At 62.1% G+C, this 18,680-nt stretch carries 16 protein-coding genes and 1 pseudogene; 3 read left to right on the top strand and 14 right to left on the bottom strand.

The genetic code is table 11. From position 1 onward, the window contains the following. Positions 1-7: 7 nt before the first annotated feature. Genes M1D43_RS27110 through M1D43_RS27100 form a run of 3 tightly spaced genes read right to left on the bottom strand, consistent with a single transcriptional unit; the run spans position 8 to position 5,467 of the window. The gene (locus M1D43_RS27110) at positions 8-3,271 is read right to left on the bottom strand and encodes an error-prone DNA polymerase (protein WP_498814707.1); all 3,264 of its coding nucleotides are present in this window, start codon (positions 3,269-3,271) and stop codon (positions 8-10) included. After that, entirely contained in the window at positions 3,271-4,695 is a 1,425-nt protein-coding gene (locus M1D43_RS27105; protein ID WP_027993062.1) for a Y-family DNA polymerase, read from the bottom strand. Before M1D43_RS27105 ends, M1D43_RS27110 begins: the two co-directional genes overlap by 1 nt. After that, a complete protein-coding gene (locus M1D43_RS27100; protein WP_027990999.1) occupies positions 4,649-5,467 on the bottom strand; it encodes an ImuA family protein in 819 nt (272 codons plus the stop codon). Before M1D43_RS27100 ends, M1D43_RS27105 begins: the two co-directional genes overlap by 47 nt. A gap of 444 nt (positions 5,468-5,911) precedes the next feature. On the opposite strand from M1D43_RS27100, the pseudogene M1D43_RS27095 reads away from it, so the two are divergent. Continuing rightward, positions 5,912-6,058, top strand: a pseudogene (locus tag M1D43_RS27095) (Y-family DNA polymerase); the annotation flags it as partial. Here the strand turns inward: M1D43_RS27095 and M1D43_RS27090 are convergent. Then, positions 6,058-6,555 carry an SOS response-associated peptidase family protein gene (locus tag M1D43_RS27090; protein ID WP_498814706.1) on the bottom strand — a complete coding sequence of 166 codons (498 nt, stop codon included), beginning with the start codon at positions 6,553-6,555 and terminating at the stop codon, positions 6,058-6,060. The pseudogene M1D43_RS27095 and the gene M1D43_RS27090 overlap by 1 nt on opposite strands. 57 nt (positions 6,556-6,612) lie before the next feature. Between M1D43_RS27090 and M1D43_RS27085 the strand changes: the two genes are divergently transcribed. Further along, positions 6,613-7,203 carry an SOS response-associated peptidase gene (locus M1D43_RS27085; protein WP_122102918.1) on the top strand — a complete coding sequence of 197 codons (591 nt, stop codon included), beginning with the start codon at positions 6,613-6,615 and terminating at the stop codon, positions 7,201-7,203. 45 nt (positions 7,204-7,248) lie between these two features. On the opposite strand, the gene M1D43_RS27080 is transcribed toward M1D43_RS27085, so the two are convergent. The 10 genes from M1D43_RS27080 to M1D43_RS27035 form a co-directional block, all read right to left on the bottom strand. Further along, positions 7,249-7,692 (bottom strand): VOC family protein, encoded by a 444-nt coding sequence (locus tag M1D43_RS27080; protein ID WP_206379497.1) that lies wholly within the window; start codon positions 7,690-7,692, stop codon positions 7,249-7,251. A gap of 168 nt (positions 7,693-7,860) precedes the next feature. Then, the gene (locus M1D43_RS27075) at positions 7,861-8,628 is read right to left on the bottom strand and encodes an SDR family NAD(P)-dependent oxidoreductase (protein WP_498814705.1); all 768 of its coding nucleotides are present in this window, start codon (positions 8,626-8,628) and stop codon (positions 7,861-7,863) included. Positions 8,629-8,638: 10 nt separating this feature from the next. Then, positions 8,639-10,348, bottom strand: coding sequence for an SMP-30/gluconolactonase/LRE family protein (locus M1D43_RS27070; protein ID WP_498814704.1), 1,710 nt, complete (start codon positions 10,346-10,348; stop codon positions 8,639-8,641). Next, a complete protein-coding gene (locus M1D43_RS27065; protein ID WP_498814702.1) occupies positions 10,327-11,307 on the bottom strand; it encodes an NAD-dependent epimerase/dehydratase family protein in 981 nt (326 codons plus the stop codon). Before M1D43_RS27065 ends, M1D43_RS27070 begins: the two co-directional genes overlap by 22 nt. A gap of 1 nt (position 11,308) precedes the next feature. Next, positions 11,309-12,397, bottom strand: coding sequence for an ABC transporter ATP-binding protein (locus M1D43_RS27060; protein WP_192936539.1), 1,089 nt, complete (start codon positions 12,395-12,397; stop codon positions 11,309-11,311). Position 12,398: 1 nt separating this feature from the next. Next, the gene (locus tag M1D43_RS27055) at positions 12,399-13,229 is read right to left on the bottom strand and encodes a carbohydrate ABC transporter permease (protein ID WP_127623796.1); all 831 of its coding nucleotides are present in this window, start codon (positions 13,227-13,229) and stop codon (positions 12,399-12,401) included. 11 nt (positions 13,230-13,240) lie between these two features. Next, a complete protein-coding gene (locus tag M1D43_RS27050; protein ID WP_498814700.1) occupies positions 13,241-14,146 on the bottom strand; it encodes a carbohydrate ABC transporter permease in 906 nt (301 codons plus the stop codon). Between the two features lie 82 nt (positions 14,147-14,228). Continuing rightward, on the bottom strand, positions 14,229-15,494 hold the full coding sequence (locus M1D43_RS27045) for an ABC transporter substrate-binding protein (RefSeq protein WP_127666600.1): 1,266 nt from the start codon (positions 15,492-15,494) through the stop codon (positions 14,229-14,231). A 32-nt stretch (positions 15,495-15,526) separates the two neighbouring features. Beyond that, positions 15,527-16,696 (bottom strand): mandelate racemase/muconate lactonizing enzyme family protein, encoded by a 1,170-nt coding sequence (locus M1D43_RS27040; protein WP_498814699.1) that lies wholly within the window; start codon positions 16,694-16,696, stop codon positions 15,527-15,529. After that, a complete protein-coding gene (locus M1D43_RS27035; protein ID WP_164821173.1) occupies positions 16,693-17,622 on the bottom strand; it encodes a dihydrodipicolinate synthase family protein in 930 nt (309 codons plus the stop codon). The genes M1D43_RS27040 and M1D43_RS27035 overlap by 4 nt, the downstream gene beginning before the upstream one ends. 84 nt (positions 17,623-17,706) lie before the next feature. Here M1D43_RS27035 and M1D43_RS27030 point away from each other — a divergent pair, with 84 nt between their 5' ends. Continuing rightward, entirely contained in the window at positions 17,707-18,648 is a 942-nt protein-coding gene (locus M1D43_RS27030) for a 2-dehydro-3-deoxygalactonokinase (RefSeq protein WP_153404692.1), read from the top strand. Positions 18,649-18,680 lie beyond the last annotated feature (32 nt).

The following is an 18,680-nucleotide window of genomic DNA, read 5'->3' as shown; positions in this document are numbered from 1 at the left end:
CGGCGCTCTACTGGAAATTCCGGCTCTTGATCTTCAGCGTATCGATATGAAGATCCGGCACGAGTATGTCCCTCGCGCGAACGCCCGGAGGAGCCTTTCCGCGGGAATCCGCGCTGCCCGGCGAACCATGGGCGAATTCGTCGCCACGGCCAGTCGGCGGCCGAAATGCGCCATCGCGCTCGGCAAGGCTCGACAGGTCGGCCGAGAGATCAAAGAGCTGCTGGGCGACGAGATGAACCACCTCGCCTTCGCGCTGGATCCTGCCGTTGATGGCCATCATGCTGGCGCCGAGCACCACGCGGCGCGACCGCTCGAAGAGCTTTGGCCAGACGACGATGTTGGCGATACCGGTTTCGTCCTCAATCGTGATGAACATCACTCCCTTCGCCGATCCCGGCCGCTGACGCACCAGCACCAGGCCGGCGGCCATCAGCCATTGCCCGTCGTGCGCCGTCATCGCCTGGGCACAGGTGACGATCCGGCGCTTGGCGAGGTCGTCCCGCATGAAACGCAAGGGATGCTCCCGGAGCGTCAGGCCGGTATGACTGTAGTCCTCTACGACGTTGTGACCGTCGGTCATCTGTCTTAGCTCGACTGCCGGCTCCTGCTGTTCGGCAATTGCCCGAGCCTCGCGATCGGCGGCGGCGGTGAAGAGCGGAAGCGGCTCGTCGCGCAGTGCCTTGATTGCCCAGAGGGCATCCCGTCGCTCGAGACTGAGAGACGGCAGGAAGGCGTCGGCCTCAGCCAGCTCGACCAGCGAGGCGACCGGCACGCCCGATCGCCGCCACATGTCGTCAACCGATGTGAAGGGTTCGTCGGCGCGGGCGGCTACGATCCGCGCGGCGTCGGCGGTCGCCAGACCGTGCACCAAGCGCATGCCGAGCCGGACCGCATGCCCGCCGGAGCCGTCGATTGGCTCAAGCATGCAGTCCCAGCGGGACCGGTTGATGCAGATCGGCCGGACTTCGACACCATGCTCGCGGGCATCCCGGACGATCTGGGCGGGGGCATAGAACCCCATGGGCTGCGAGTTCAACAGCGCCGCGCAGAAGACATCCGGAAAATGGCATTTGATGTAGTTGGAGGCGTAGGCGATCAGTGCGAAAGAGGCAGCATGGCTCTCGGGGAAGCCATAGGAGCCAAAGCCTTCGAGCTGTGAGAATGTCTTTTCCGCAAACTCCTTTGTGTAGCCGTTTCGGATCATCCCGTTCACTAGCTTGTCCTTGAATCGCGAAACACCACCTGTGAACTTGAAGGTCGCCATGGATTTCCGGAGCTGGTCGGCTTCGCCGCCGGTAAACCCCGCACAGACCATGGCCACCTTCATCGCCGACTCCTGAAACAGTGGCACGCCGAGTGTCTTGTGGAGGACCGCCTCCAATTCGGGCGTCGGGTACTCGACCTTCTCCTTGCCTTCGCGCCGGCGGAGATAGGGATGGACCATGTCGCCCTGGATGGGCCCGGGACGGACGATCGCCACTTGGATGACGAGGTCGTAGAAGGTTCTCGGCTTCATGCGTGGCAGCATGGACATCTGCGCCCGGCTTTCGATTTGGAATGTGCCTAGGGTGTCGGCCTTTCGAATCATCGCATAAGTCGCCGGATCCTCCTGCGGGATGGTGGCAAGATCGATATCCTCATGCTTGTGCTCGCTGATCAGCGCGAATGCCTTGGCCATGCAGGTCAGCATGCCGAGCGCCAAGACGTCGACCTTCATGAATTTCAGCGCCTCGATGTCGTCCTTGTCCCATTCGATCACCTGCCGGTCGGCCATGGTCGCCGGCTCGATCGGCACCAGATCATCGAGCCTGTCATGGGTGAGCACGAAGCCGCCGGGATGCTGACCGAGATGGCGCGGCGCACCCATCAGCTGCTGTGCAAGTTTTAGAGTCAAAGTGAGACGCCGATCGTCCGGATTGAGGCCGAGTTCACGCACCTGCCGTTCGCCGACGGTCTCCGACCAGGACCAGATGCCGGAGGAGAGCGTCTTGATCAGGTCCTCCGGCAGACCAAGGGCCTTGCCGACATCGCGAATGGCGCCTTTGGCCCGATAGCGGGTGACGGTCGAGCAGAGAGCCGCCTTGTCGTGGCCATAGGTCTTGTAGATCCACTGGATCACCTCCTCGCGCCGCTCGTGCTCGAAGTCGACATCGATGTCGGGCGGCTCGTCGCGCTCTTGGGAGACGAAGCGCTCGAACAGGAGATCGTTGGTCTCGGGATCGATCGAGGTGATGCCGAGCACGTAGCAAACGGCGGAATTGGCGGCCGATCCCCTGCCCTGGCATAAAATGCCCTGCGACCGGGCATAGCGGACGATCGAGAAGACGGTCAGGAAGTAAGGCGCATATTTCATCGTCTCGATCAGCGCCAGCTCATGGCGGATGGTCTTCTCGACATGAGCCGGCAATCCCTCGGGGTAGCGCGCCCTGACCCCCTCCCAGGTGTAGTGCTGCAGCGACTGTTGTGCCGTCATGCCTAGGATCAGCGCTTCCTCGGGATATTGATAGACGAGCTCTTCCAAGGAGAACCTGCAGCGTTCGACGATCTCCATGGTTCGCGCCAGCGCTTCCGGGTAAGCCGGAAAGAGACGGGCCATTTCTTCCGGCGGCTTCAAGTAACGATCGGCGTGCCGCTCGCGCTCAAAGCCGACATCGTCGATGGTCATGCCGGTGCGGATGCAGGTGACGACATCCTGCAGCTGCCGGCGGCCGTGCTCATGAAACAGCACATCATTGGTGACGATCGTCTTTACCCGGTGTTTGACCGCCAGGTTCGTTAGCTCGTGCAGTCGCAGCTGATCGTTGGGCCGACGACGAAGACAAAGAGAGACATAGGCGCGGTCGCCGAAGACCTCCGCTATCTTCCTGAGCTGCACGGCGCAGACCTCGTCGGCCAAGTCCGGCACCAGGATGCCGATCAGGCCCTCGGCGTAGAGCGCCACATCGTCGAAATGGATGATGCAGTTTGCCTTCCCGCCCCGGCCCTTGCCCAAGGTCAGCAGCCGCGTCAGCCGCGAATAGGCAGCGCGATCGGTCGGATAAACGAGGATCGACATGCCGTCCTGCAGATCGAGCCGGCAGCCGACGACCAACCGCAGGCCTGTGGCGCGCGACGCCTCCAGCGCCCGGACGATGCCCGCCAGGCTGTTGCGGTCGACGACGCCGAGCGCTTCGATACCCATCAGCTTTGCGGTGGCAAACAGTTCCTCAGCCGAGCTTGCGCCCCTCAGGAACGAGAAATGCGTGGTGACCTGGAGCTCGGCGTAGCGCATCACGCAAACATCCCGTGCATGAACCACTTATGCGATCCTGTTTCCGCATCGACGCCGTCGCCGGATCGGAAAATCCAGAAGCGCTCGCCCCTATCATCCTCGACGACGAAATAGTCGCGGACCGCAACCCATTCTGAGCTGTGTTTCCACCACTCCCCAAATATCCGCTCCGGTCCGTCGGCGCGCTTCACTCTGCGCCGCTTGCTGCGCCACGTGAACGAGACGGGCGGATGATCGGGCAAAAGTGCGATCACTTCGATCAGTTCGGGACGCGCCAGAAGCCGCGGCGGTCTTGGCCAGTTGAGCGGCCACGTGGCGCCGTCCTCGTCGGCGATCGGAGCGATCCGCCGGACGCTACGTTCCGGGACGTCGCTTGCGACCGGGGCCACACGGAATATCCGCTGTCCACCGCGATTGCCAAGCACGTCGATGAGCGGCGTCACATCGGTTACCTGTTCTTCAATGAGTGACGAGGCTGACTGTGCCTCAATCAGCGGCTCGGCGAGGATGGCCGCAAGACCGAGCTTCTCGATGCCGAAGCCTGGTTCGATCCTCTCGATGCGGTCGCGGAAGAGTTTCGTCAGCCAGGCGATGTCACGGACCGGCTTCGCCGTCCCCGCCCTCAGTGCCTGAATGGTGTTATCGACGCGATGGACGATGAGGTCGGCGCGTCTGACCCCAAGCCCGCGCTTCTCGAGCTCAAGACAGAGCTGCCGCACCAGGCGGCTCACATATTTCTCGATCGTTTCCGGCGCGCCGATGGGCTCAGCGAAAGATTTTTGGACCTCGACAAGTTCCGCCGGCCGGATCGGATCTATCGGCTCAGCGATATGGCCGAACATCTGATCGAGACGGCGGCCGACCTCCAGGCCGAAGCGCAGCGTCAGCGGTGCCCGCGGTGTGGCAGCCAAGTCGCCGACGGTGGTAAAGCCGAGGGTTCGAAGGCTTTGAACAGTTTCGGCCGGCAGCCGCAGCGACGACAGTGGCAGCCGGTTCGCGGCCCTGGCGGCATCGCCGCGCCCGACGGTGACCGTCTCGCGATCTGTGGTCCGGGCAAGCGCATGCGCGGCACCCCAGGTATCGGCGATTGCCGCGCGGGCAGCGAGACCCCGGCCGCGGAAGCGATTGACGAGGCCGGAGAGCATCAGGTCCTCGCCGCCCTGAAGATGATCGGCGCCTTCGGTATCCATGACGATACCGTCGGGAGGGTCCATCGCGACCACCGGAGAATATTGTGACAAGGCCCAGAGCGCCAGCCGTTCGAGGACAGCGAGATCGGCTGCCGTATCGGCATCGATCATCACCAGACCCTGGACCAGTGCCTGCGCCTTGGCGGCCGGCATGCCGACACGAAGGCCGAGCTTGGTCGCCGCCGTATCAGCTGCCGAAATCCATCGCTTCGAACCGCTCCTGGCGATGACCACCAGCGGCTTTTCGACCGATAGCGAAGGATCGGCCCGCCTGATCCGGTCCGTTGGCAGTTTCGGAAGAAAGACAGATACGACCCTGGCCATCACATGCTCCGATGATGAACTCGCCTCCCTCCCCAGCTCTCACGCGCATAAGCTCCGCCAGCCATCGCGCCCGGCCAACACCCGGCACGGGAAGCGGCTCGGACGGCAGCACCGAGATCCGCCAGCGCGTTGCCGCAGCCGTCGGCATGCCAAAGTCCGAGGCTTCCGTCTGGCGCCGCCAGCGGCGGATCACCAGCCCCAATGTCCCCGACTTCTCCGCCGCGAGCTGCAAGCGGCGGGATGCCGTCATCGGCAGTCGCACCAGTTCGGCAACCACGGCGCCGAGGCCGCCGTAACGCAAAGCTTCTTCAAAGCTTGCGAGCACCGTCTCTTCCTTATCGCACTCGACGAAAATGACGCGGTCGGGATGAAGCCCGACCTGGGCGAGCGCCGGAAAGAACAGATCGAAGCGTGTCAGGCACCAGACCACCTTGCCGGTGGTACGGGCGGCGATGCCGCCGATGAAGAGTGCCGCGGCGGCTCCATCGATCGCGCCGTTTCCGCCACCGGCCACTTCGTGCAGCGCGCCAAAGGCGAGCCCACCTCCCGGCAGTTGCGCGTCGAGCTCGGGGACCCCGAACGGTAAGATGCTCCGATTGCGTGAGCCTGCCCCTTCCAAGCTGGCGATTTTCCCGCGCAACTCGTGGAGGACGGGGTTCGAAGTGGCGACGGCTGCGGACATGATCTCCTTTACGGCAACCCGTTTTCGGCTTGAGATGGTGCAATATGTTCTGTATTTGTTCTCAAAGCGAACATGAGTCAATGCGCATGTGGCGCGCGGAAGTTGAGCGACAGTGCCCATCGGAGAATTCCGCCAACGGATTCAAATCGATGGCGGGAATGGGAATTTTTTCGCATGCGCCCACGGCAGCCTATGAACGATCTGGCCCCGAAACTGAAGAATCGCCGGAAGCCGATCTTCGAATTCATCTGTGCCCATGTCATCGCCACTGCGCGCTTGAGCGCAAGCTGTTGGTGAAAGCGTTTGGCGCTGGCATGACCTTCGCTGTGATCCGCCGGCGCATGGCGATAGGCTGCGAGCCCTTACAAACGCCTTAGGGTGACAAAATGCGGCGCGCACTTCCCATGTCTGGGCGATACAGATTGTCCTGATGGAGGCGAGGCCATGACAAACGACGAAGGCAGCGAGCGGCCGCGCAAAATCGTGCATGTGGACATGGATGCCTTCTACGCATCGGTCGAACAGCGCGACAATCCCGACCTGCGGGGCCTGCCGGTCGCCGTCGGCTATCCTGCCGCCCGCGGCGTGGTTTAGACTGCCAGCATCGGCTGAACAGGAGAGGTTGAATGGCGCGTAACCCGGAATGTCCCTGCCGGCAGCCGGCGAAGGATTTCGCCTTCGGGTACCAGTCCGTCGAACCAGGCCATGCGTTGCTCCCGTCTCAGCACAACCATCTGCCGGTCGTGAAACGGCGCAAGATCGTCATTCGCCTCGATCGTCAGGATGGCATAGGAGTCTGGCCAGTCGTTGATCGCCGGCCGCCAAATCCCCGCGAAATAGAACCAGTCACCATTCGCGAGCGAGAAACTGAAGGTTCGGTGGCGAAACTCGGAAGCGGGCACCAGGCAGCGGTGGGTCGGAAACGTCCTTCCTTCCGATCGAACGACGTTCACGGCGCGCGCATCGCCGTCGCGCGGGCGCAGCCCCCACGGCAATTCCACCATCTCCACATCGCCGTCATGGCGCCTTATGATCACCCGGCGCTCGTCGAGCGGAGCGTCGGACTGGAAAACGGTCGCACTCGTCATAGTTAGAACATAGCAGGAACAACTTCCCCACACAATCAGACCTGAGATGGAGGACGCATGTGCAATGATTATCGGCTGATGGTGGATGTCGCCTCGATCGTCGAGGACTTCGCCGATCTGAAGATCAAGGTCCGTTTCGGCGAAGGCGCGCCGAATCTTGAACCGCGCGAGGACATCAAGATCACCGATGTCGGCCCCATCGTCAGAACGCTTGACGGAGCCCCGGATGAGGTCGAGCTCGTGCAGCGGCGCTGGAGCTGGCCCGGGCCGAACAAGCGGCCGGTGTATAATTTCCGATCTGAGGGTCGCGAGTTCAATTCAAATCGCTGCCTGATCATCGCCGACGGCTTTTACGAGTTCACCGAACCGAAGGACCCGAAGAAGAAACGCAAGGACAAATGGCTCTTCACCAAGAAGGACGAGCCGATCTTCTGCATCGCCGGAATCTGGCGTGAGACGCCGGAGGTCGGCCAGGCCTTCACCATGCTAACGATGGAGCCGGGAGCGGACATTGCCCCCTACCACGATCGACAGATTGTTATTCTGGAGCGGAACGCCTGGGCTGATTGGCTGGATCCGACCGTTTCCGCCAAGTCGCTCATCAAACCGCTACCCGCAGGCACTTTAGTCATCGATCACGTGGGCTAACTGGTAAGCACTCTGCAACATCGCTCTTCGCGGAAGCCTTAAGCCTTACGGGAGTGGGCTCAAGTCAGTCTCCTCCGGCAAATTGGCCGGATTCCACACGACCTCCCACAGATGGCCATCGGGATCGGTGAAGTAGCCCGCATATCCCCCGTAGAACGTCTCTTGGGCGGGCTTCACGATGGCCGCGCCCGCTTCGCGTGCCTGTTCCATGACTTCATCCACCTCGCTTCGTTGCGAGACGTTGTGGCCGATCGAGAACGATGTGCTGCTGGCCGGCACTTTCGTCAGTCCGCTATCGTGAGCCAAATCGTCCTGACCCCAGATCGCAAGTTTGACACCGTTCGAAAGATCAAAGAACGCGACGGCGCCATGCTCGAATTCGCCGCCCACGATCCCTGGAGTCTGCAGTCCCAGTCCGTCACGATAGAAAGCGAGAGACCGTTCAAGATCTGCAACGCCAAGCGTCAGTACAGAAATGCGGGGCTTCACGAGCAATTCTCCCGTTAAACCGTGGCTTGCCACATCCAGTTTCGCGCTGTCTTTGCGTCCAAACAGCATTGCCGTGTCACGTGCTTCCATGTCTACCGAAATTCGTGCCATGTTCCACCAGCGAAATTCACGCGCTACCCGCATGACACAATCGAATGCGACGACCCTCTAGAAGCCACCCGACATCACGACGGCCTCGCCGGTCATGAAGCTACACGCATCCGAGGCGAGAAAGAGCGCAGCGCCCACCATTTCGTCGGGCCTGCCTGCGCGGCCCATCCAGTTGAGCGTCCGGACGTAGTTCGACCATGCCTCAGGATCGCCGTCGCGGCGGGCAGCGTTTCGGTCCGTGTCGATGAGTCCCGGTGCAAGTGTGTTGAGTAACACGCCGCGGGAGGCATAATCGCGAGCGACGCTTTGGATCAGGTTATGCTGGGCTGCCTTGGTCGCCGCATAAATGGAGACGATCGATTTCGGCCGCAACTGGTTGATGCTGCCAATGTTGACGACGCGGCCCCAACCGCGTTCCGCCATAGCGGGCAACGCCGCCTGCAGCATCTCGACTGTAGAGCGAAGGTTGACATCGATCTGGGTGGCGAAATCCTCCGGTGTCACATCGTGGAGCGCCCCGTTGATTTGCGCCGATGCGTTGATGACCAAAATATCCAGGGGACCTGCGGCGCCTTCAGCCGCCGCAATCAAGTCGCGCCCGGCACTGGGCGGAGAAAGCTCGCGATGGATCGAGACCGCGTCACCGCCGGCAGCGCGTATCGCCTTTTCGATCTCGGCCGTAGCGCCGGGCCTCTGTCCGTGCAGGACAACACGCGCGCCATACGCTGCATAGGCTTGTGCGATCGAGGCCCCGATGCCGCGGCTCGAGCCGGTCACCAGAGCTGTTCTGCCCTTCAGCGAAAATATGTCCTTATACGTGCTCACAACTGTCCCCTCAGACGCCGAAGAGCGAGGTGGGCAGGCCGCGCTCACCGGGATTGCAGGCAAAAATGCCGCCGGAGAGCGGTGCTTCCGTCAGCGTTGAGGCCGGGAGACGGGTGCGCGCACTGGTGATGAACAAAGTCGCAAGCTCGTCCCCGCCGAAGGCGACGCTGGTGGGGCGCGGCACCGGCAGTTCGACGGCTCGATCCAGCCGGCCATCTGGTCGATAGCGGTTCACGCGCCATCCGTCCCAGATCGCACACCAGACCCCGCCATCGGCATCGACAGCAAGACCGTCCGGGCGCCCTTCCGCCTCGGGCACCGTAACGAAGACACGGCGGTTGGCGATGCTCCCCTCGCGTGCATCGAAGTCGTAGGCATAGATGATGCCCGGCACCGTATCGACGAAGTAAAAGGTCGAACTGTCCGGACTCCAGGCCAGCCCATTGGCGACCGTGAAACCGCTCCCGGCGCGGATTACTTCGCCGGCACTCGTAAGGCGATAAAGGCTGCCGGTCGGACGGCTCACGTCGAGCCGCATCGATCCCACCCACAGGCGGCCGCTCGGATCGACTTTGGCGTCATTCAGGCGGTTTTCCGGCAACCCGGGTTCCGGCTCGGCGAAGGGGTTAAAGTCGCCGCGGTCGAAATCGAAGTGCTCGACGCCATCCTGGGAGGCGACGATCAGTCCCTCATTCCGCGTCGGAAGGACAGCACTGACGAGTTTGGCGACGTTACAGCTCTCGTTCTTACCAGTGACGGGGTCGAAGCGGTGCACAGCCGGATGGAGGATGTCCACCCAATAGAGCCGCTTCTCCCTTTCGACCCAAACTGGCGCCTCTCCGAGCTGAGCGCCCCAGGGCAAGACGCATTGCACGTCGTTGAAGCCCCCCGAGCGCGTGCGGGGGCGTGGTCCAGAGCTGATCGCAACCGCCCCGACCGTGCCAGTGATCCGTCGCGCCGCCGCCATCAACTCGCGCCCAGCCGGATGGATGGCGGAACTGTCGAGGCGGGAAGCCGGCCCAAGCACGACGAGTGCGCCGAGTGGCACTCCATCGCGCCCGGCGATCGGAGCAGCGACGGAATTGACCCCGGCCAGATGCTCCTCGTAGGAAACGGCGTAGCCGCGGGCACGTGTCAGAACGAGATCGGCCTCCAGCGCCTGCGAATCCGTGATGGTGTTTGACGTAAATCGATCATATGTGATCTGCCCCGCCAGCGATCGGGCGAAAGACGGCTCCTGAAACGCAAGCAGGACCTTGCCGGCCGCAGTGCAATGAATCGGCACGCGCCGGCCGACCTCGATCAACACGCCCAAGCCACCACTTGACCGCTCTTCCAGATAGACCACGCGCTGACCGTCCAGCCGGCAAAGCGCAACCGTCTCTCCGAGCTCGCTCGCAAGGCGATCGAGCTCGGGGATGGCGGCGCTGACGAGGTCGAATTTGTCCCACACCCGATGTGAGAGCTCGACAAAACGGTGGCCGAGCAGATAGGCCCCCGTGGTCTCGTCCTGGCGGATCAGCCGGAAGACCATCAGCGTCTTGAGCATGCGCGCAAGCGTTGGCTTCGGCACACCGCTCATTTTCTGCAGATCGGCGAAGCGCAGCGGTTTCGGCGCCTCAGCTATGAGGTCGAGGAGAGCAAGCCCCTTGGCGAGCGCTGCCGCCCCCGCCGGCGCACCGCGATCCTCCAGCCCGCCTAAGCCTGCCTTATCGTCCATTCCGCTACCGCCTCGTCCAGCATTCGCATGATCGGCCAGTCAGGCTCGAAACCGAGTGTCTCGCGAATGCGCTGATTGGATGTGTGATACCAAACACCGGCGCCAGGCAGATCCACCGTCAAAAGCGGCAACCCGGTCATTTGCGCCATTACGGGCAGGATTTGGGCGAAGTCAACAGGTTCGGTAGCCCCCAGATTGAAGATACCACCGGCTGCCTTTTGGTGCGTAAGTGCAAGAAGCACGCCTTGGGCCATGTCGCGGGTGTCGGTAATATGCATTCGGAACGGCCGCCCTTCTTCATTGCGGGTCAGCACCAGCGCGGGCCGACCGGGGTCGGCCGCACGCAGAAGTTCGGCCGCAGCCTTATTGCCAAAGTTTTCCTGCTGCTCGATTTTGGGTCGAAGAAAGAAGCGCGGCCCGGAGAAGAAGCTTTCGGGGTCCAGCAGCTCACTTGCGTTCTGCGTGTGCGAGAAGCGCAGGATTACCGTCTCCATCGACGATACGCGCCCCTGGAACGTCACCAGTTCCTCGCCGAGAAGCTTGGTCAGGCCGTATGGCGACAGCGGCTTCTTCGGATGGTCTTCGGTAATCGGTTGAAACTCCGGTTTGTTTTCCGGGTAGACCTCGCCGGAACTCGCGAAGACGAAGCGCCCGACCTTAGCCGCGGCCGCGGCCTCGAGCACGATGCGCGTCCCCTCGACATTTGCCCGAAAGAGTTTGTCGCGATCGCTTGCCAGCCAGGACATGAAAGCGCCGAGATGAAGCACCGCGTCGGTGCCTTCGCAAGCGCGTATTGCCGCTTCCCGATCGTCGAAGGCCCCGACGACTTCGTCGAAGCCGCCGTCCTCGATACCGGCCGAGCGAAGGTCGAAGCCCCGGACTTGATGGCCGCCGGCAATCAGCCGCCGGACGACAAAGGCGCCGACCCTTCCGGCAGAGCCCGTTACAAGCACTTTCATGTCAGTTTACTGCCTTTTCTGTCTTCGCGTCGAAGAGGTGGACCTCTGAGGCATTGAACGAGAGCACAAGCTCTTCGCCCTCGCGGATGGGGCCTGCGTGTGCGATACGGGCGATTAGACCCTTGCCGCGCTCCTCGTCGCGCGCATCCGCTCTGTAGGCGTGCTCGCCAGGTTCGAAGTAGACGTACTTTTCCGAGCCGAGGCTTTCCACCAAAGTCGGCTTTACGGTGAATGTGACGTCACCTGGACCGAGCGCGAGGTGTTCGGGCCGGATGCCGACGATGATCTCTCCCGCGCCGACGCCGACAGCCGCATTGAAGGTCTGGTCGAAGAGCGTCAGCTTGCCGGCTTCGATCCTGGCGCGCAGGAAGTTCATGCCCGGCGAGCCGATGAACCCGGCGACAAAGAGGTTCTCCGGCTTGGCGAACAAAGTATCAGGGTCGGCGATCTGCTGGATGGCGCCGTCACGCATGATGACGACACGATCGGCCATGGTCATCGCCTCGATCTGATCGTGCGTGACATAGACCGTCGTGACCCCGATGCGCTTGTGAAGCGCGCTGATCTCGGCGCGCGTATGGACGCGCAGCTTGGCGTCGAGGTTGGAAAGCGGCTCGTCCATAAGGAAGGCGCGCGGCTCGCGCACGATAGCGCGGCCGAGTGCGACGCGCTGGCGTTGTCCGCCCGACAGCGCCTTCGGTCGCCGGTCCAGCAGATGGTCGACTGCGAGGATCTTGGCCGCCGCGCGAACCCGCCTGTCGATCTCTGCCTTGAGCATCCCACGCATCTTGAGCCCGAAGCCCATATTCTGACCCACCGTCAGATGCGGGTAGAGAGCATAGTTCTGGAAAACCATCGCGATGTCGCGGTCGCCCGGGGCAAGGTCCGTCACGTCCCTGTCGCCGATCATGATCTTGCCGCCGCTTGCCGGCTCCAGCCCGGCAAGAATTTTCAACATCGTTGACTTGCCGCAACCCGAAGGACCGACCAGTACGACGAACTCGCCATCCGCGATCTCCAGCGAGAACTCCTTGAGCACGTTGAGCGCTCCGTAGTCCTTGTAGACGTTTTGAATGCTTATTCCGGCCATTTCACTTCTCCGCGCCGGCAGTCAGGCCGCCGACCAAATAGCGTTCGAGGAACAGGTAGATGAGGATGATCGGCAGCGCGATGAACACGGCCGCCGCCGAGATCTCGTTCCAGTCGGTGACGTACTCGCCCTTCATCGTGGTGATGCCGAGATTGGCCGTCCAACTGCCCTGGGCATTGGTCAGGAAGGTGCGAGCATAGGCATAATCCGCCCAGGAGAGGACGAAGGCATAAAGCGCCGTTGCAGCTAGACCAGGCGTCGCTACCGGAAGCACGACCCGGAACAGGGCGCCAAGCGGAGAGCAGCCATCGACCATCGCCGCCTGCTCCAACTCGCGCGGGATCGTGTCGAAGTAGCCCTTCAACATCCAGGTGGTGAAGGGGATGATCAGCGTCGCATGGGCGAGGACAAGCGACCAGAGGCTCCCGATCAGCCCCATCGAGCGGAAGATGCCGAAAAGCGGAATGACAAGCAGCGTTGCCGGCAACATCTTCGCCGTGAGAATGAAGAGGCCGAGCGATCGCCCGCCCTTCACGCTGAAGCGCGACAGACTGTAGCCTGCGAAGACCGAAACAACCATCGACAGGGCTACAGAACCGAGCGCCGCGAGCGTCGAGTTCCACAGCCATAGGAAGATCGGCCGCTCGCTACCCACTTTGGCGAAGGTGCTCCACTGCGGTTCGGCCGGCCAGAAGGACGGCGGCAACTGGCGGATTTCCGCGAGCGTCGACAGCGCGGTGACGAACAGCCAATAGATAGGAAAGAGAAGGACACCGCAGACGACGGCAAGGCCGGCGTAGAGCGAGAGCGTTTGAAGGGTGGTGCGCTGCATCGCTCGACCTCCTAATACATTGCCTGGGACTTGCGGCCGAGCATCAACAGGCTGGCGACGACGCACAGCACGAGGGTTACGATGCCGATTGCGGAGGCGTAACCCATATTGAAGAAGCCGAAAGCCTGATCGTAAGTCATGATCGAGAGCGTTTGCGTCGCCTTGAGCGGCCCGCCGTCGGTCAGCACTTTGATTATTGAAAAATCCCGGAAGACCCAAAGGACAACGAGCACCGACGTCACGCCGAGAACAGGCATGAGCACGGGAATGGTGATGTACCAGAAGCGCTGGAACGCGTTCGCGCCATCGACCTTGGCGGCGTTGTAGAAATCTTCCGGAATGGACTGCAAACCGGCAAGCGTCATGATGGAGACGAAGGGGTAACCCTTCCAGATCATCGTTATCGCCACCACCCAGAATGCGGCGGTCGGTTCGGAGAACCAGTTGATCATCTGGCTCGTGATGCCGAGCTTGATGAAGAGCCAGTTCATCAGGCCGAAGGAAGAATCGAAGATCCAGGCGAAAATGACGACGGCGATGACTTCGGGAACGGCCCAGGGCAGAGCCACGAAGAGACGCGCTAGCGTCCGCCCCTTGAAACGGTTGTTGACCAGCAAGGCCGTGCCCAGACCGACGGCGAAACAGGCTGCACTGACGACCGCGACCAACTTGATCGTCACCCAGCACGAGTTCCAGAAATCCGGCGAGGCGAACAGCTTGTGGTAGTTTTCCAGTGTGAACGGCTTGCGCGGTGCGCTGAGCGTCGCCATGCCGATCTTCTGGAAAGACAAGTCGAGGGACACGAACAGCGGATAGACGATGATCAGGGCGACCAGCGCGACGGCCGGCAGCAACAACAGATAGCCCAGCCAATGCTGCCGGCTCGGCCGTGCCAGATCGAGGAAGCGTAGGCTCATGATTGCCTCTTGTTTCTTGCGGGGACCAGACGCCACATAAGGGGCGCCCGGTTTTCCTTTATGTGCCGAGGGCGGCAAGCGTCTATTGAAGCGCCTCGGCCTTCTCATGCATTGTCTTGGCGACCGCAGCAGGATCGAGATCTTCGATTATCATCCTCTGCGCCTCCTCCTGGATCATTTTAGAGAACTCGTTGAACTGGATCTCGAGGCCGATGGGAATGCGGTCGATCTTGTGGTCTGCCGCTGCCTTCTGCGACTGCGCCATCAGGTCGAAATGCGGAATCTGCGCCTTGGCTTCGGTGAGATCGGCGCGCGGGCTCGGCGGCGTCGAAGCGGCAAGCGTTGCGAAGCTGGTCTGGAATTTGTCGGAAGTCGCAATTGCGATGAAATCCCAGACAAGCTGCTTCTTCTCTTCGGAAATCTCGCTCGGCATGGCGAGAATGTTGGAGGAGCCGCCGAGCGGCGGATCGAAGGGAACGCTGGCGAGCTTCAGCTTATCCTTCGCCGCTCCCTGCTGCATGATGGAATAAATCCAGGGACCGTCGACCTTCAGCGCGATCTTTCCATCGGCAAAGAGCTTGCGGACTTCGCCGGCCGATAGATCGCGCGGCGTCAGGTTTTCCTTGACCACCGTCTTCCAGCGCGTCAGCCCCTCGACCATCTCAGGGGTGTCTATGGTCACCTCGCCTTCTGCATTGGTGAAGCGCGCGCCGGCGTCGAAAAGGTAACTCGCCATCTCGGCTATGTACTGGCCACCGCCACCCTTGGTTTCGTGGCCGGTTCCGAACTGATCGACAATGCCATCACCGTTCAGGTCCTTGGTCGTCGCTCGAGCCGCGGCAAGGAATTCCTCGTAATTTGTAGGTACGTCGACGCCCGCCTGCTTCAGCATCTCCTCGTTGTAGCCGAAGATCGTGCCGTAATAGAGCATCATGATGCAGACGGTCGTATCCTGGAACTTGCAGATGTCCTGCCCGCTCCAGCCGTCGAGCTCGAGCCCCGCCTTCTCGACCCAGGGACCGAGATCTTCAAGCCAGCCATTATTGGCGAAGGTCTGGAACTCGAACGAGGCCAGGTGGACGATATCCGGCGGCGTGCCGCCAGCAAACAGTGTCGTCATCGTGTCGGAGTAGGCGCTGCGCTCGACCTTGGTCCACTCGATCGTATTGCCTGGATGCTTCGCCTCCCACTCCTTGATCACCGAACCCCACCAGTCGCCGATGCCCTTCTCATCCTTCTGCCATGACACGAATTTGAGTACTTCCGCGCTTGCGGGCACCGCCGAGGCGGTGCAGGCAAGCATTGCGGTCACCGTTGCCGCGACGGCGTATTTTCCGATGGTCTTCATTTTCTCCTCCACTCCTCCGAGAGAATCTTCTTTCAATGCTGCTTGAGCAGCCCTTGAGCCTCCTTGGACGGCTCGACGCCGAGACCCGGGCCGGTCGGCACGACGTACTCGCCGTTCAGGCAATCCATATCGCCGACGAGAAGCCGCCGGTTGGGCTCAAAGATCGAATGCTGGAACTCGTGGCAGTCGACATTCGCCAGCGCCGCACTCGCCTGCAGACTCGCAGCAAGGAAAATGCCGGCCCCGATCGTTGCGTGAGGGATGACTTTGATGTGGTGGACGTGGGCATATGCGCCGATGCGCATGAATTGGGTGATCCCCTTATGACCCATTTCAGGCTGCACGATCGCGAGCGCACGGCGAGCGACGCGCGGCACCATATCGTAGACGGTTCGCCACTCCTCGCCGACCGCTATGGCCGTCGAGACACTCGCGGCGACCCGGGCCAAGCCGTCGATATCTTCGGTGCGCACCGGCGCTTCGGCGAACCACAGTCCGTGCGGTTCCATCGTCTTGATGAGCGCGACTGCCTCGCTTGCGGTATGGGCCCAATGCATGTCGCAGGCGATGCGCACGGCCGGACCCAGCCTTTCGCGCAGGGTTTCCATCTCTTTCGCGACGCCGTCGTCGGCGACCGGCGATGCGAATTTGAAAGACGAAAATCCCTTTGCCTGCCAGGCCGCGGCGAGTTCTGCGCGTTTGGCGCGCGTATCCTCGGGCAGCCCGGAGACATATGCCGCGATACGATCGCGCCGCTGCCCGCCGAGAAGCTTGCAGACAGGCAGTCCCGCGAGTTTGCCGGCCAGATCCCACAGGGCGATGTCGATGGCAGCGAGCGCATCGACGTAAAAGCCGCCGGTATAGCCGCGCACCCGCATGAGGTCGTACAGATCGTCATGGATCGCCGCCGCATCGAAGGGGTCGCGGCCAATCGTGAAATCCGCAAGGAGATCATCGATGATCTCCATCGTGGCGCGTGGGGCAACCAGCCCGTAGGTCTCGCCCCATCCGACGGCACCATTCTCGGTTTCAATACGCACGAGCACGCTGCGATCGAATGTTGGATAGACGGTACGGTTGCCCTTGCGCACTAGATAGCCGCGCCCGTTCGGCTCCTCGCCCGGACGCGACTTGCCCAGATAGGGCGTTTCGCGCGGCAGCGTCAGAGTGAAGCTTTCGATCTTTTTGACGCGATCGCTCATTTTGTCCGCCTCCATTTGTCCGCCCCGACGGACCCGAGGCCACACTCCTGGAAGCATCGTTCGATGTCCCGCACGGCCAAAGCATCGAGATCCGGTGTCGGCGCGCGTACAATGGGGTTGTCGAGAACCCCGCGCAAGCCGAGCACATGCTTTGTCAAGCGCATACGGTAAACGGCCTGCAACACCAACAGAGGTAGAGACTTGACGTAAAGAGCCCGCGCTTCGCTTCCACGACCGTCACGGTAACTGCGGTCGAGTGCGGCATGCAGATCGGCGATTTCCAGTGCCGGCATCGCCGCACATGCGCCTCGATCGTACTCGTCCAGGATGTAGCGGGCGCCTCCGCCGCCGATGACGCCAAGCATATGCTCCGGTGCGTTCGCCAGGATGGCCGTAATCGCCGGCCCCGCGGGCAGCGTCTCCTCCTTGACGTAGCGAACGGCTGCAACCCGACGGACGACTTCGAGGACTGCCTCGGGAGCGAGATCCGAACCACGCGGCGCCGGGGCGTTTTGAAGGATGATTTCCACCTCAGGCAGTTGCGCGGCCGCGGTCGCGAGAAAAGCGGTCACCGCACCGGCGCCGGCACCGATCGATTTCGGCGGCTGGATCATCAGCCGCGTGATCCCGAGCCCGAGCGCCTGTCGACCATACGCGACGACTTCGTCCACCGTCGGCGCGCTGGCGCCGGCCACGATTGGTACGCGGTCCCCCACCTCGATCGCGACCACCTTGAGAAGGGCTTGACGCTCCTCCCCCGTTAACGCCTCCACCTCGCTTGCGAAGCCTGGGAAGACCACACCCGCTACGCCGGCATCCAAAGCGAAACGGACGATGCGGCGCATGGCAGCAAGGTCGACACCCGTTTCGGTGAAAGGGGTCGGGAGAACCGGGAGAATTCCTGTCAGCCGCATCAAATGATCCATATTGTGAGACTTGTTTTCTATATTGTGGACCATACGCGGACATGGTAGGTCGTGTCAATCATCGAACTTCGAAGGAGATCGACCTTGTCCAACTCTGCTTTCAAACCCGTCACGGTCGTGCTCGATTGGGGCACCACAGGCTTTCGGGCTTTCCTGGTGAGATCGGACGGCTCGCTCGTCGATCAAAAGGAAGGCGAACGGGGCATTCAATCGATCGCGAAAGGGGAGCATCGGCGCGTCGTCAGCGAGGCGCTTGCATCCTGGCGCGCCGAGTATGGGCCCCTCGATATCGTGGCGGCAGGGATGATTGGAAGCCGCAACGGATGGATCGAGATGCCCTATGTGCCGACCCCGGCAAGCGCAGCGGATGTGGCCGCAGCGGCCCGCACCGAGGGCCTCCCGGAAGGGGACAGGATCACTTTCCTGCCTGGCTTGACTGATCCCACCGGATTCCCATTTCCGGATGTGATGCGCGGAGAGGAGGCGCAGCTTGTCGGCTTCGGCCTGGACAAGGACATAATCGTCGTCCTTCCCGGTACCCACGCCAAATGGGCCGAGATCCGCGGCGGCCACATCAAGCGGTTCCGCACCTTCGTCACCGGTGAGATCTACGCGACGCTGGCCGACCATTCATTCCTGTCGAAAGTCGCCACCGCCGAGCGAGATCACGCTGCTCAAGCCTTCGCGGAAGGCGTTGCGCTCGCGCAGGAAGAGAGCACCCGGGCCGGCGGCTTGTTGACCCGGCTCTTTGCCGTCAGGACCGGCTGGCTTGCGGGCGCGATTGCGCCGGATGAAATGAAAAGCCGCCTTTCCGGTCTCATCATCGGGTGGGAATTCGTGGAGGCTCGGACTGGTGGCTGGTTCAAGGAGGGTGACACGATCGCGGTCGTCGGCGACGACGATCTTGTCGAGGTCTATGGGAGGGTGGCAGAAAACTTCGGGGTGAAACTCGCGCCCGCGCCTGCCGACGCGGCGATCCGCGGCGCGCTAACGATCTTGCGGCGGCATCGCCTCGCCGCGAAATAAAAGAGCGATCTCCCGATTGATCACGGCCAATG

This window comes from Ensifer sp. R1-3 (assembly GCF_056739175.1).
Note: the sequence above shows the minus strand (reverse complement) of the source record. Positions and strands in the feature narration are given on the sequence as shown.

What these genes read in the sequence shown, in the direction of transcription:
- M1D43_RS27110 (WP_498814707.1), bottom strand. Translation starts at nt 3,271, where the DNA reads ATGCGCTACGCCGAGCTCCAGGTCACCACGCATTTCTCGTTCCTGAGG.
- M1D43_RS27100 (WP_027990999.1), bottom strand. Translation starts at nt 5,467, where the DNA reads ATGTCCGCAGCCGTCGCCACTTCGAACCCCGTCCTCCACGAGTTGCGC.
- M1D43_RS27090 (WP_498814706.1), bottom strand. Translation starts at nt 6,555, where the DNA reads ATGACGAGTGCGACCGTTTTCCAGTCCGACGCTCCGCTCGACGAGCGC.
- M1D43_RS27085 (WP_122102918.1), top strand. Translation starts at nt 6,613, where the DNA reads ATGTGCAATGATTATCGGCTGATGGTGGATGTCGCCTCGATCGTCGAG.
- M1D43_RS27070 (WP_498814704.1), bottom strand. Translation starts at nt 10,348, where the DNA reads ATGGACGATAAGGCAGGCTTAGGCGGGCTGGAGGATCGCGGTGCGCCG.
- M1D43_RS27065 (WP_498814702.1), bottom strand. Translation starts at nt 11,307, where the DNA reads ATGAAAGTGCTTGTAACGGGCTCTGCCGGAAGGGTCGGCGCCTTTGTC.
- M1D43_RS27060 (WP_192936539.1), bottom strand. Translation starts at nt 12,397, where the DNA reads ATGGCCGGAATAAGCATTCAAAACGTCTACAAGGACTACGGAGCGCTC.
- M1D43_RS27055 (WP_127623796.1), bottom strand. Translation starts at nt 13,229, where the DNA reads ATGCAGCGCACCACCCTTCAAACGCTCTCGCTCTACGCCGGCCTTGCC.
- M1D43_RS27050 (WP_498814700.1), bottom strand. Translation starts at nt 14,146, where the DNA reads ATGAGCCTACGCTTCCTCGATCTGGCACGGCCGAGCCGGCAGCATTGG.
- M1D43_RS27045 (WP_127666600.1), bottom strand. Translation starts at nt 15,494, where the DNA reads ATGAAGACCATCGGAAAATACGCCGTCGCGGCAACGGTGACCGCAATG.
- M1D43_RS27040 (WP_498814699.1), bottom strand. Translation starts at nt 16,696, where the DNA reads ATGAGCGATCGCGTCAAAAAGATCGAAAGCTTCACTCTGACGCTGCCG.
- M1D43_RS27035 (WP_164821173.1), bottom strand. Translation starts at nt 17,622, where the DNA reads ATGGATCATTTGATGCGGCTGACAGGAATTCTCCCGGTTCTCCCGACC.